This is a genomic window from Polaromonas sp. P2_G11 (genome assembly GCF_056403595.1).
Map to the genome: position 1 here is coordinate 36,431 of NZ_JBFUFE010000004.1, position 12,539 is coordinate 48,969.

Below are 12,539 nucleotides of genomic sequence, written 5' to 3' on the forward strand. Positions count from 1 at the left end.
GTTATCGCAGGCCCTTCACATAGCGCGGCGCGTTCGGGTCGCGCTGGCGGCGCTCTCGCGGCGACTCGCCCTCGCCGAAAATGGCACCGAATGTCGACTCGATAAAACCTGATTCAGGATAGACCTCTTCCTCGGTATCGATAGACCGGGCGCTCTGGCGGTCGGGCACAGGCGCCGGGGCAAGCACCGGCTGGCTGCGCTCCTTCACCACCTCGGACACCAACTGCACCAGCGGCACGCGTGCCTTGGGCTCGGGGGTGGCCATGATTTCTTCAAGCCGGTCGGCCCACACCGCCAGGTCCACGTGGCCATCCTCGGCGGCTTTTTCCCGCGCAAAACGCGCTATTTCGGCGGCGTATTCCTGGTTACCGGCCATCCACTCGGTGTCGGTCACGCGGCCGGTTTTGCGGCGCAACAGCACATGCAGGTGGGCCGCAACGGCAATTTTTTCACTGGAGGGCATGGTGCGCAATCCTTGAAAGTGGAGTCCGTTGTTTGTCAGTTACGTGCCCAACCGCTCGGCGTGCTGGGTGATGTCCAGGCCGTCGCTCTCGGCGGCTTCGCTGACGCGCAGGCTGACGATCAGCGAGGTGACCCACAAGGCCAGCGCCGTCATGAACAGGCTGTAGAGCATGACGGCGCCTGCGCCGATCGCCTGGGTCATCAGACTGCCCTCGACACCGGAGATGGCCTTGCTGGCAAAAATGCCGGTCAGCAGCGAACCCACAATGCCGCCCACGCCGTGCACGCCGAACACGTCCAGTGAATCGTCGGCGTTGAGCAGGCGCTTGAGGCCCGTAGCGCCCCAGTAGCAGGCCACGCCGGCCACCAGGCCAAACACCAGGGCCGCGCGCGGCGAGACAAAGCCCGCCGCCGGCGTGATGGCGACCAGCCCGGCGACCAGGCCCGAGCACAGTCCCAGCAGGGAAGGACGCCCGCGAACAATCCATTCGGCCGCCATCCACGAGAGAGCGCCCGCGGCCGCCGCGATGTGCGTGACGGCCATCGCCAGGCCGGCCCGGCCGTCGGAGGCCACGGCGGAGCCGGCGTTAAAGCCAAACCAGCCGACCCACAGCATGCCGGCACCGGCCATGGTCAGGCCCAGGTTGAAAGGCGTAAACGGTTCACGGCCGTAGCCGTGGCGTGGCCCGAGCGCGTAGGCACAGACCAGCCCGGCAATGCCGGCATTGATGTGCACGACCGAGCCGCCGGCAAAGTCCAGCGCGCCCATGCGCGCCAGCCAGCCATTGGGCTCCCAGACCCAGTGGGCAATGGGTGCGTAAACGACGACGGTCCACAGCGACATGAACACCAGCATCGCGGAAAACCGCATGCGTTCCACAAACGATCCGACCACCAGCGCGGCCGTGATGATGGCGAAGGTCAGCTGGAACATGGCGTAGACCGACTCGGGAATGTTGGGCGCGATATGGCTCACGGCCACCTTCTGCGCATCCTTCACGTAGTCCAGCCCGGTGAACCAGAGCCGCTCGGGACCACCCAGATAGTGCCCAAGCGCACCTTTGCCGGGCGTGAAGGCGATGGAGTACCCCACCGCAAACCAGAGCAGGCTGACAACGGCACAGATAGCGACGACGCAGGCCATGACATTGAGCACGCTTTTCCTGCGCACCATGCCGCCGTAGAAAAGGGCGATGCCGGGCAGGGTCATGAGCAATACCAGTGCGGTGGAGGTCATCATCCATGCGGTGTCGGCACCATTGAGGGTCTCCACACCGACCAGTCCTGGCTGCGTCAGCGGTGCCGGGGCAGCCGCAGGAGGCACAGGAAGGGGCGCTGAGGCGGCAGCCACCGGGGCGACAGGAGGCGCAGGAACCGTGGCCGGTGCGGGGGACGGTGCGACTTCCGGAGCACTGGCAGTGGCTGCTGGCGGCGCCACTGCCGGGGGAGCCGTGGTCTGTGCCAGGGCTTGCTGGCATGCCAGGCCCAAGCATAAAGACATACTCAAGGCCAGAAATCTGTTCATATGCATACGGTGCCCGCCTGTTCAATCAACCAACAATTGGTAACAACAGGCATAAGTCGTGCCAATACCGCAGTAGCTCGTGTGATGGGACTGCGACGGAAAATATGTACTGCAAAAGTGCGCAAACGATTGGCGTGGTGCCCCAAAAACATCCACAGAACCAGCGGCCGCCCAAAGCCCGGGGCCGGGAAACCCCCAATGCACTGGGACAGTGCGCCCGCTATATTGGATGACTTGCTGACGAGCCTTGCTGCTCGCAACGCGAGGAGCCGAGGAGACACGAGAGAGTCATTAAGAAGTACACAAGCAAAGCGGCATTCCACAAGAGATGCAGATTTGCAAAAAGCGCTGGCAACCCCAGCGCTTTTTTTATGCCTCCGCCGTGATGGGTAAAACCCTCAAAAACCTTTGCAACCATTGACTGTCTTGCGCCAACAGCTATCTATTTGATAGCAATGAGTCTGTTCAATGCGATGGGACAATCCGGGCCATGGAATTATTCATCGTCTCGTTGGCCTCCCTGCTCGCCGGTTTTGTGGACTCTATCGTCGGGGGCGGCGGGCTGATCCTGGTGCCGGCCCTTTTTGCGGTTTTCCCCACCACGCATCCTGCCACCCTGTTTGGGGTGAACAAGGGGGCCTCGGTCTGGGGCACCGCGGTTGCCACGGCCCAATATGCCCGCCGCGTGGAGCTTCGCTGGACGGCACTGCTGCCGGCGGCCACCGCCGGGTTTACCGGCTCGCTGGCGGGCGCCTGGCTGGTTACCGTCATCTCGCCGGGATTTTTGCGCAAGGCCCTGCCCTTTGTGCTGCTGGCGGTACTGCTTTACACCCTGGCCAGGAAGGAGCTGGGCCGCCACCACACGCCCCGCTTTACCGGCCGTGCCGAGACCGCGGCGGCCTGCTGCATCGGGCTGGTTTTGGGGTTTTACGACGGCTTCTTCGGCCCGGGCACCGGCAGCTTTTTTGTATTTTTATTTGTGCGCTGGCTGGGTTATGACTTTTTGAACGCGTCGGCTTCGGCCAAGCTGCTCAACACCGCCACCAACCTGGCGGCGCTGGCGCTCTTTGCCTATAAAGGCCATGTCTGGTGGCATTTCGCCCTCACGATGGCCGTGGCCAACGTAGCAGGCAGCCTGCTGGGCACCCGCCTGGCCTTGAAACATGGGGCTGGTTTTGTGCGCGGGGTGTTTATCGCCGTGGTCAGCGCGCTGATCCTGAAAACCGCTTTTGACGCATTTGCGCGCTGACGGCGTGCTGCCAGTTTGCTATTGATTTAGTAGCTTCTTGCGCACGTCCTGTATGGGTTTTCGGCGGATTTTGCTTGAAATCCGGCCATCACTGTTTAATGACCAAATTGGCGTCCAGCCCAATAAAGGCATGCGCAAGCAGCTCTCAAATCGATAGCGACGGCCGGCTCAATCGGGGTTGATGCCCGCCGCCGCCATGGGCGGCGGCAGCTTGCTGAGCGCCTCCGCAATCGCCGCCGTCCTGGCCTTGGCGGCAGCGGCAGCCGCGGCGTTCGTGGGGCCGGGGGAAGCGCCTGCTGCGCCGGCCGACAGCTGGCCGGCCACGTCGGCGGCCTGACGCGGCTTGCCGATGGGCGCTGCCGCCAGCCCCTTCTGCACCGCCACCATGTCTTCCTCGCTCGGGTATTGGCCCAGCAGCACATAGTCAAAAACACGCCGTGCAATCGGCGCCGCCACCCCGGCGCCCCAGCCGGCGTTTTCCACGATCACCGCCAGCGCGATCCTGGGGTCTTCGGCCGGCGCAAACGCCATGTAAACAGCGTGGTCACGCTGGTACTCTTCCATCTTGCTGCTGTTGTACTTGTCTTTCTGGCCGATGGTGACCGCCTGCGCCGTGCCGGTTTTGCCGCCGCTCAGGTAACCCGCGCCGGCAAACACGCGGGCCGAGGTGCCTTCCTGGGTAACGCCGACCAGGGCCTTGCGCACGATCGCGATGTTTTCAGCCTTGTAGCCCAGGTTTTCCGGCGCATCGGCCGGTAGCGGGTGCATCACGCGCGTCACCGGGTCCTGCGTGCCGATCACCAGCCGCGGCCTGTGCTTGACACCGTTGTTGGCCAGCACGGCCGTGGCCTGCGCCAGCTGCAGCATGGTGAAAGTGTTGTAGCCCTGCCCGATACCCAGCGAAATGGTTTCACCCGGGTACCACTTCTGGTGCTCCGGCCTTTTATAGGCCTTGCGTTTCCAGTCCTGGCTGGGCAGCACGCCCGTGACTTCACCGCTGATATCGATGCCGGTGATTTGCCCAAAGCCCAGCGGCTGCATGAAGTCGTGCATGGCGTCCACGCCGAGTTCGTTGGCCAGTGAATAAAAGTACACGTTGCTGGACTTCACGATGGCGCGGTACATGTCCACAGCCCCGAGTGCGATGTCGCCGTGGCTGCGGAAGACGTGGCCGCCGAAACTCCAGGAGGCGTTGTCGTTGACGATGAAACTGGCGGAGCGCTTTCCGGTTTCCAGTGCCGCCATGGCCATGAAGGGCTTGTAGGTGGAGCCCGGCGGGTAGGTGCCGCGCAGCGCGCGGTTGAGCAGGGGCTTGTCCAGCGAGTCGCGCAGGTATTGCCAGCTCTCCGTGTCAATGCCGTCCACGAACAGGTTGGGGTCGAACGTCGGCTTGCTGACAAACGCCAGCACGTCGCCGGTCTTCGGGTCCATCGCCACCAGCGCGCCGCGCCGGTCGCCGAACATGTCTTCCACCAGCTTCTGCAGGCGGATGTCCAGCGACAGCATGACGGTGTTGCCGGGCGTGGCCGGGTTGCTGGCGAGTTTGCGCATGGCGCGGCCGCCCGCCGAGGTCTCGACCTGTTCGACACCGGTGGTGCCGTGCAGCTGCTGCTCAAAACTCTGCTCGACGCCGAGCTTGCCGATGTAGTCGGTGCCGCGGTAGTTGCCTTCGTCTTCGCTGCCTTCGATGACTTCTTTTTCTGCCTGGTTGATGCGGCCGATGTAGCCCACCACGTGGCTTCCCAGCTCGCCATACGGGTAGCTGCGAAACAGCCTGGCCTTGATGTCCACACCCGGGAACCGGAAACGCTGCGCCGCGAACCGGGCGACTTCCTCGTCGGTCAGGCGCGTGCGTATGGGCAGCGATTCAAAACTTTTGGATTCTTCGCGCAAACGCTTGAAACGCCGCTTGTCGCGCACCTGGATGTCGACCACCTTTTCCAGTGCGGCAATGGTTTCTTCCAGGTTGTCAACCTTGGAAGGCGTGATCTCCAGCGTGTAGGCCGAATAGTTGGTGGCCAGCACAACGCCATTGCGGTCCAGGATCAACCCCCGGTTGGGCACGATGGGCACGATGGCCGTCCGGTTGCTTTCCGCCTGCTCGTTCAGGTCGGCATGGCGGTACACCTGCAAATACACCAGCCGCGCCGCCAGCAGAGAAAAAGCACACAGCACCGCAAAACTGGCCACCAGCACCCGCGCGCGAAAGCGCGACAAATCGGCTTCAACGTTGCGCAGTTCAGTCATGGCCGTGTGACTCTACAGCCGCCGGAAAGTGCCCACAACCCCGTCCGCTTACCTCTGAAAAGAAAGAGGCGATGCGAAGCGAGCCGAAAAAGGCCAGCATGAGCCGTGGAACCGGCTTCGCCAGGCCGCAGGCGGGCGGCCCCCTCGGGGGGCAGGGAACACACCAAGTGAGTGACCGTGGGGGCCATATCTAGAGTGGTCGATTCTGGTCAGGATCGGGTGCACGGCGCTGCGGCACCAGCAGCAGCACGCTCACCACCGGCCACAGAACGGCCTCTATCAGCGGCGCCAGCAGCATGATCCAGCCCGGGAAAATACCGCCGCCGATCATGCGGATCACCAGCTCCACACCATGCGCCACCGCAAACAGCGGCAGCACCTGCAAGGCCTGCGACGGCACCGTGAACCAGAGCAGGCGGCGATGGATCATGGTGGCAAAAAAGCTCAGCGCCGTATACGACAGCGCATGCTGACCGAGCAGCGAAGACTGGTGCACGTCCATGCCCAGGCCGAACATGAAAGCCACGCCGATGCCGACACGCAGCGGCTGGTGCACGTTCCAGAACACCAGCACCAGGGCCAGGAAGTCGGGCATCCACGGCACGCGGCCCAAGGGCAGCATGTCCAGCAGCAGCGCCGCGATCAGGCTGCACCAGATGAAGACGGGGTTGGCGGGCAGCAGCAGCTGCTGGCCTGATCGCATGATCATGTTGTCACTCCCTGCATGATCATTTCGAAGCCCCCTTCTTCTTGGGCGCGGGCTCGGGGGTGTCGTCGGGCCGCGGCGGGATCTGGCCGGTGCCGGGCTTGACCACGATGACGTGCCGCGCACCCGTCACGAGCGCCTGCGGTGTACAGAAAATTTTTGCGAACGCCGATTCCGCGCGCCGCTCGATGCGGCTGATTTTGGCCACCGGCAGGCCGGCCGGGTAGACGCCGTCGACGCCGCTGGTGGTCAGCAGGTCGCCTTGCTGCACGTCCGAGTTGCTGCCCATGAAGCGCAGTTCCAGGCCGCTGCCCGAAACGGTCGGGTCGCCATAGGCCACGCTGCGCGCGCCTGTGCGCACATTGAGCACCGGAATGGCCAGGTCGCGGTCGACCAGCAAGGTCACTTCGCTGACCAGCGGATGCACGCGGGTGACCTGGCCCAGCACGCCGGACTCGTCCAGCACCGGCGAGCCCAGGTCAACGCCCTGCGCCATGCCTTTGTCGATGATCACCTTTCGGGTGTAAGGGTCCGCAGCGTCGTACAGCACTTCGGCCGCCATCACCGGCGTGCCGAGCTGCTCGCGCAGGCCCATGAGCTTGCGCAGGCGGTTGTTCTCCTGCGTGAGCTGCTCGACCTGGCCGGCACGCAACGATTGCAGCGCGAGCTTGCGGCCGGCTTCTTCGCTGCTGGTTTTGGCCTGGTTCAGGGTGGTGAAATATTCACCGCTGCTTTTGACCGCGCGCACCGGTTGCAACGCCAGCCATTGCACCGGATACAAGGCCGTAGCCAGCGCGGCGCGCACCGGTTGGGTAATGCGAAAACGCGTATCGGCCACCATCAGGAACAGCGACAGCGCGCTGAAAAACACCAGCTTGGACAGCGCCGAAGGCCCCTGTTTGAAAAAGGGCGGCGGGGATCTGTCGAGGGTTCCTAAAGGCATGGTTCGCTGTCAGGCTGGCCCCGCTTCATGCCCGGCGTGCAGCATGAAGTGAAGACGCTTATTCCGAGGTGAAGATGGAACCCAGGCGGTCCATGCGCTCCAGCGCAATGCCACAGCCGCGCACCACACAGGTCAGCGGGTCTTCGGCCACCAGCACCGGCAGGCCGGTTTCTTCGGCCAGCAGGCGGTCCAGGTCGCGCAGCAAGGCGCCACCGCCGGTCAGCATCATGCCGCGCTCGGCGATGTCGGCGCCCAGTTCGGGGGGCGTTTGCTCCAGAGCGTTCTTCACGGCGCTAACGATGTTGTTGAGCGGGTCGGTCAGGGCTTCGAGGATTTCGTTGCTGGAGATGGTGAAGCTGCGCGGCACGCCTTCGGACAGGTTACGGCCCTTGACTTCCATTTCCTTGACTTCGGAGCCGGGGAAGGCCGAACCGATGCTCTTCTTGATGGCCTCGGCGGTGGGCTCGCCGATCAGCATGCCGTAGTTGCGGCGGATGTAATTGATGATGGCTTCGTCGAAACGGTCGCCGCCGACACGCACGCTGCCCTTGTAGACCATGCCGCCCAGCGAAATCACGCCGACTTCGGTCGTGCCGCCGCCGATGTCGACCACCATGGAGCCGCTGGCTTCCGACACGGGCAGGCCCGCGCCAATCGCGGCCGCCATCGGTTCTTCAATCAGGTACACATCGCTGGCACCGGCGCCGAGCGCGCTTTCGCGGATGGCGCGGCGCTCAACCTGGGTGGAGCCGCAAGGCACGCAGATGATGATGCGCGGGCTGGGCTTGAACAGGCTGCGCGGGTGCACCATCTTGATGAACTGCTTGAGCATCTGCTCGGTCACGGTGAAGTCGGCGATCACGCCGTCTTTCATCGGGCGGATGGCCTCGATGTTGCCGGGGACCTTGCCCAGCATGGCCTTGGCTTCGTGGCCGACGGCCTGGATGGTTTTTTTGCCCTGGGGGCCGCCTTCGTGGCGGATGGCGACCACAGAGGGCTCATCCAGCACAATACCGCGGTCGCGTACAAAAATCAGGGTGTTGGCGGTGCCAAGGTCAATGGCCAGGTCGGTGGAGAAGTACCGACGGAATGATTCAAACATATGCAGGAGTCCGGTTGAGCATGAGCAAACTTCGTTGCTCCATCGCCTTTTTATTGATCAAGCAATTATGGGGAAGTTGAGCCAGAGGCGCTCTGAAATCTGCTTCCGGCACCTAAAAAACGCCTAAAGCCCGCATCCAACCCTGATTTCACACCAAAGGCGGGATAATAACGCATCCCCTATAGATCAATAGCTTTAGCCTGCCTGTTTTTTCAGCTTTACACCTCGTTTCAGCCCCTGTTTTCTGGTTTATTTTTCCCGTATTTCCTTCATCCCTACCCCATGGCATTGACACCCCAAGACATCGCCCGCGTCGCCAACCTGGCGCGGCTGGAATTGCGCCCCGACGAAACCGAGCACACCCTGGCCCAACTCAACGGCTTTTTCGCCCTGGTCGAGCAGATGGAAGCCGTCAATACCGAAGGGGTGGAGCCTTTGGCCCATCCAGCGGCCGTGATCGGTGAAGTGGCCCTGCGCCTGCGCGAAGATGTCGCCAGCGAGCCCAACCAGCGCGAAGCCAGCCAGGTGAGTGCGCCCGCCGTAGAGCGCGGCCTTTTCCTCGTGCCCAAGGTGATCGAATGAGCGGCGCCATGAAATCTTCTTCCGCTTCTTCTGACCTCCACGACCTGGGCGTTGCCCAGCTGGCCGCCAAACTGGCCGCCGGCGAAGTCTCCAGCGTTGAAGTCACGCAGCATTTTCTGGCCCGGATCCGGCAGGAAAACCTGGGCGCCTTCCTGGCCACCAGCCCCGACGTGTCGCTGACGCAGGCCAGGGCAGCCGATGTCCGCCTCGCCGCCGGTGAGCGCGCGCCCCTGCTGGGCGTACCGCTGGCGCACAAGGACGTTTTCGTCACGCGCGACTTCCCCACGACAGCCGGCTCCAAAATCCTGGAAAACTACCGCAGCCCCTTTGATGCAACTGTGGTGGGCAAGCTCGGCGCAGCCGGCATGGTCACGCTGGGCAAGCTCAACTGCGACGAGTTCGCCATGGGCTCGGGCAACGACAACAGCGCCTACAAGCCGGTGAAGAACCCCTGGGACCTGGAACGCATTCCGGGCGGCTCCTCGGGCGGTTCGGCGGCCGCCGTTGCGGCCCGCCTGGTGCCCGCCGCGACCGGCACCGACACCGGCGGCTCGATCCGCCAGCCCGCGTCGCTCACCGGCATCACCGGCATCAAGCCCACCTACGGCCGCTGTTCACGCTACGGCATGGTGGCCTTTGCCTCCAGCCTGGACCAGGCCGGCCCGATGGCGCGCAGCGCGCTCGACTGCGCCCTGCTGCTCTCCAGCATGGCCGGGCCCGACCCCGACCGTGACTCCACGTCGCTGGACCTGCCCATCACGGACTACGCTACTGATTTGATAGCTGCCGGCGCAGAACCTGCGGGCGCAAAACCGTTAAAAGGCTTGAGAATCGGGCTGCCCACGCAATTCTTCGGCTCGGGCTGCGCACCTGACGTGCTGGCCGCCGTGCGCGCCGCGCTGGGTGAATATGAAAAGCTGGGCGCCACATTGATTGACGTGAGCCTGCCGCTCACCGAACTCTCCATTCCCGTGTATTACGTGATCGCGCCGGCCGAGGCCAGCAGCAATTTGAGCCGCTTTGACGGCGTGCGCTATGGCCACCGCGCCGCCAACTACACCGACCTCAACGACATGTACAAAAAGTCGCGCTCGGAAGGCTTTGGCGACGAGGCCACGCGCCGCATCATGATCGGCACCTATGTGTTGTCGCACGGCTACTACGACGCCTACTACCTCAAGGCGCAGAAAATCCGCCGCCTGATCGCGCAGGATTTCCAGACCGCCTTCACACAGTGCGACATCATTGCAGGCCCCGTTTCACCCACCGTCGCGTGGAAGATCGGCGAGAAATCCGATGATCCGGTGGCCAACTACCTGGCCGACATCTACACGCTGTCATCCAGCCTCGCCGGCTTGCCTGGCATGAGCGTGCCCGCAGGCTTTGGCGCGGGCGGCATGCCCGTCGGCCTGCAGTTAATCGGCAACTACTTCAAGGAAGCGCAACTGCTGGGCGCCGCGCACCAGTTTCAGTTGGCTACCGACTGGCACCTGCGCCAGCCCCCAAGCCTTTGAGTGATTTGACATGAGCCAGACCCAATCCACCGTCAACCCTTTCGCCGAAATGCAAGCCGGCCGCCCCACCGGGCCGCTGGTGCAAGGTTACGAAGTCATCATCGGCTTTGAGACCCACACGCAGCTCACCACGCAATCGAAAATTTTCAGCCGCGCCTCTACCGCGTTCGGCGCCGAGCCGAACACACAGGCCTGCGCCGTGGACCTCGCCCTGCCCGGCGCCCTGCCGGTAATGAACAGGGGTGCTGTGCAGCGCGCCATTGAGTTCGGCCTGGCCGTCAATGCGCACATCGCCGAGCAAAGCGTGTTCGCACGCAAGAATTACTTCTACCCTGACCTGCCCAAGGGCTACCAGATCAGCCAGTTCGAGATTCCGGTGGTGCAAGGCGGCAGCGTCGAGTTTTTCCTGGACGGCGAGGAACGCGCGGTGCGCCTGGTGCGCGCCCACCTTGAGGAAGACGCGGGCAAGTCGCTGCACGAAGATTTCATTGGCATGAGCGGTATCGATTTGAACCGCGCCGGCACGCCGCTTCTCGAAATCGTGACCGAGCCCGACATGCGTTCGTCCGCTGAGGCGGTGGCGTACGCCAAGGAGCTGCACAAGATCGTCACCTGGATCGGCATTTGCGACGGCAACATGCAGGAAGGCAGCTTCCGCTGCGATGCCAACGTGTCGGTGCGCAAACCCGGTGCCGAGTTGGGCACCCGCCGTGAGATCAAGAACCTGAACAGCTTCAAGTTCATGCAACAGGCCATTGACTATGAAGTGCGCTGGCAGATCGAACAGATTGAAGACGGCCATGTGATTCAGCAGGCCACGGTGTTGTTTGATCCGGACACGGGCGAGACGCGTTCGATGCGAACCAAGGAAGATGCCGCGGACTACCGCTACTTCCCTGACCCGGACCTGCCGCCGCTGGTGATCGGCCGTGACTGGGTGGAGAAAACCCGCTCCGACATGTCAGAACTGCCGCGCGTGATGGCAGCGCGCTTTGTGGCTGATTACGCCCTGCCCGAATACGATGCCGGCCAACTCACGCAAAGCAAAGCCACTGCCGCCTATTTCGAAGCGGTGGCAACACTCAGCAAACAGCCCAAGCTGGCCAGCAACTGGGTCATGGGCGAGTTGTCGCGGCGGCTGAACAGTGAAGAAAAATCGATTGAAACTTCCACCGTCAGCGCTGCGCAACTTGCCGCCCTGATTGGCCGGATTGCGGACGGCACGATTTCCAACAATGCTGCCAGGCAGGTGTTTGATGCGTTGTGGACCGGCGAAGGCCAGGACGTAGACGCCATCATCGAAGCCAAAGGCCTCAAACAGATGAGCGACACCGGCGAGTTGGAAAAGATCATCGATGATGTTCTGGCCGCCAACGCCAAAAACGTCGAAGAGGTCCGGTCGGGCAATGCCAAAGCCATGAACGCACTGGTCGGTCAGGCCATGAAAGCCACCAAAGGCAAGGCCAATCCGGCCCAGGTGAACGAGTTGCTCAAAAAGAAGCTGGGCTGACCGTTCTGACGGAGTTAACAACAGCCCAGGGGCGAGCCGCTAATTTTTTGCGGCGCCAGCAACACCACTGGCCGCAATGGCAGGCGCGCCGGCAACGGCCCACAGCTGCTTGAGCTTGACCAGCTCTTCGTCAAACCGCTGGTTGACGCGTTTTTTTTCCTGCTCCTGGTCCAGGATGAACTTCTTCTGCACCAGAGCGCTGTTGTCGTTTTCCTCGATCCTGCGTTTCAGCGCAGGAGGTGCCTTGGCGGGGTCTTTCGCGTAGAACTCGAGCTCGCTGTTGATGCTCTTGCGCTGCGCGGCCAGTTCCACCGTTCTTTTGCTCGCAGCCTTGATGACCTCATCGATCTGGGCCAGCGCGGTGACGCGTTCCTGGTCGTGCACTTCCCGGCGCGGATAGCGCAGCAACAGGGCGCGGTCACGCCGTTTTTCCTCGGCTTCGCGTGCGCGCACTTCGGCTGCGGCCTTCTCTTTTTCCTCGAGGGCGGTGCGCTCCTGCACGGTCAACGACGGGCCCACCTGGCGCTTGACCAGGCCGGTGGGGCCCAGTTCCTGTTGCGTGCGGTCTATGCATTCAATGATCGGGCGATCTGCCGTGATCTTGCGGCCCTTGCCGTCAACACAGGTGTAGATGTTTTGCGCTGCGACGGGGACGGCCAGGCACATGAGTGAAACACAGATGACCGTGAACAGGGTTCG

General features: G+C 63.1%; 11 protein-coding genes. 4 read left to right on the plus strand and 7 right to left on the minus strand.

Annotated features, from left to right (window positions below):
• Nucleotide 1: 1 nt before the first annotated feature.
• A complete protein-coding gene (locus tag AC1DWQ_RS14370) occupies nt 2–463 on the minus strand; it encodes a hypothetical protein (RefSeq protein WP_457281700.1) in 462 nt (153 codons plus the stop codon).
• 39 nt (nt 464–502) lie between these two features.
• Nucleotides 503–1,963: an ammonium transporter gene (locus tag AC1DWQ_RS14375; RefSeq protein ID WP_477670252.1), complete on the minus strand. Its 1,461-nt coding sequence runs from the start codon at nt 1,961–1,963 to the stop codon at nt 503–505.
• A gap of 514 nt (nt 1,964–2,477) precedes the next feature.
• Here AC1DWQ_RS14375 and AC1DWQ_RS14380 point away from each other — a divergent pair.
• Nucleotides 2,478–3,236 (plus strand): sulfite exporter TauE/SafE family protein, encoded by a 759-nt coding sequence (locus tag AC1DWQ_RS14380; protein WP_477670253.1) that lies wholly within the window; start codon nt 2,478–2,480, stop codon nt 3,234–3,236.
• Between the two features lie 168 nt (nt 3,237–3,404).
• Here AC1DWQ_RS14380 and mrdA read toward each other — a convergent pair whose 3' ends face one another.
• From mrdA to AC1DWQ_RS14400, 4 genes are all read right to left on the minus strand, one after another.
• Nucleotides 3,405–5,483, minus strand: a complete 2,079-nt coding sequence (gene mrdA, locus AC1DWQ_RS14385) for a penicillin-binding protein 2 (RefSeq protein WP_477670254.1) — start codon at nt 5,481–5,483, stop codon at nt 3,405–3,407.
• 190 nt (nt 5,484–5,673) lie between these two features.
• Nucleotides 5,674–6,192 (minus strand): rod shape-determining protein MreD, encoded by a 519-nt coding sequence (gene mreD, locus AC1DWQ_RS14390; RefSeq protein ID WP_457281704.1) that lies wholly within the window; start codon nt 6,190–6,192, stop codon nt 5,674–5,676.
• Nucleotides 6,193–6,211: 19 nt separating this feature from the next.
• Nucleotides 6,212–7,132: a rod shape-determining protein MreC gene (gene mreC, locus AC1DWQ_RS14395; protein WP_457281705.1), complete on the minus strand. Its 921-nt coding sequence runs from the start codon at nt 7,130–7,132 to the stop codon at nt 6,212–6,214.
• A 58-nt stretch (nt 7,133–7,190) separates the two neighbouring features.
• Nucleotides 7,191–8,234, minus strand: coding sequence for a rod shape-determining protein (locus AC1DWQ_RS14400; RefSeq protein ID WP_457281706.1), 1,044 nt, complete (start codon nt 8,232–8,234; stop codon nt 7,191–7,193).
• 282 nt (nt 8,235–8,516) lie between these two features.
• Here AC1DWQ_RS14400 and gatC point away from each other — a divergent pair, with 282 nt between their 5' ends.
• From gatC to gatB, 3 genes are read left to right on the plus strand one after another with little or no spacing between them, the layout of a single operon-like run.
• Nucleotides 8,517–8,816, plus strand: a complete 300-nt coding sequence (gatC, locus tag AC1DWQ_RS14405; protein ID WP_477670255.1) for an Asp-tRNA(Asn)/Glu-tRNA(Gln) amidotransferase subunit GatC — start codon at nt 8,517–8,519, stop codon at nt 8,814–8,816.
• Between the two features lie 8 nt (nt 8,817–8,824).
• Nucleotides 8,825–10,330, plus strand: coding sequence for an Asp-tRNA(Asn)/Glu-tRNA(Gln) amidotransferase subunit GatA (gatA, locus tag AC1DWQ_RS14410; RefSeq protein ID WP_477670256.1), 1,506 nt, complete (start codon nt 8,825–8,827; stop codon nt 10,328–10,330).
• Nucleotides 10,331–10,340: 10 nt separating this feature from the next.
• Complete coding sequence (gene gatB, locus AC1DWQ_RS14415; RefSeq protein ID WP_477670257.1) at nt 10,341–11,840, plus strand: Asp-tRNA(Asn)/Glu-tRNA(Gln) amidotransferase subunit GatB; 1,500 nt, start codon at nt 10,341–10,343, stop codon at nt 11,838–11,840.
• 39 nt (nt 11,841–11,879) lie between these two features.
• On the opposite strand, the gene AC1DWQ_RS14420 is transcribed toward gatB, so the two are convergent.
• Entirely contained in the window at nt 11,880–12,506 is a 627-nt protein-coding gene (locus AC1DWQ_RS14420; protein WP_477670737.1) for a DUF4124 domain-containing protein, read from the minus strand.
• Nucleotides 12,507–12,539 lie beyond the last annotated feature (33 nt).

What these genes read in the sequence shown, in the direction of transcription:
- AC1DWQ_RS14375 (WP_477670252.1), bottom strand. Translation starts at nt 1,963, where the DNA reads ATGTCTTTATGCTTGGGCCTGGCATGCCAGCAAGCCCTGGCACAGACC.
- mreC (WP_457281705.1), bottom strand. Translation starts at nt 7,132, where the DNA reads ATGCCTTTAGGAACCCTCGACAGATCCCCGCCGCCCTTTTTCAAACAG.
- mrdA (WP_477670254.1), bottom strand. Translation starts at nt 5,483, where the DNA reads ATGACTGAACTGCGCAACGTTGAAGCCGATTTGTCGCGCTTTCGCGCG.
- mreD (WP_457281704.1), bottom strand. Translation starts at nt 6,192, where the DNA reads ATGATCATGCGATCAGGCCAGCAGCTGCTGCTGCCCGCCAACCCCGTC.
- AC1DWQ_RS14420 (WP_477670737.1), bottom strand. Translation starts at nt 12,506, where the DNA reads ATGTGCCTGGCCGTCCCCGTCGCAGCGCAAAACATCTACACCTGTGTT.
- AC1DWQ_RS14370 (WP_457281700.1), bottom strand. Translation starts at nt 463, where the DNA reads ATGCCCTCCAGTGAAAAAATTGCCGTTGCGGCCCACCTGCATGTGCTG.
- gatB (WP_477670257.1), top strand. Translation starts at nt 10,341, where the DNA reads ATGAGCCAGACCCAATCCACCGTCAACCCTTTCGCCGAAATGCAAGCC.
- AC1DWQ_RS14380 (WP_477670253.1), top strand. Translation starts at nt 2,478, where the DNA reads ATGGAATTATTCATCGTCTCGTTGGCCTCCCTGCTCGCCGGTTTTGTG.
- gatA (WP_477670256.1), top strand. Translation starts at nt 8,825, where the DNA reads ATGAAATCTTCTTCCGCTTCTTCTGACCTCCACGACCTGGGCGTTGCC.
- AC1DWQ_RS14400 (WP_457281706.1), bottom strand. Translation starts at nt 8,234, where the DNA reads ATGTTTGAATCATTCCGTCGGTACTTCTCCACCGACCTGGCCATTGAC.
- gatC (WP_477670255.1), top strand. Translation starts at nt 8,517, where the DNA reads ATGGCATTGACACCCCAAGACATCGCCCGCGTCGCCAACCTGGCGCGG.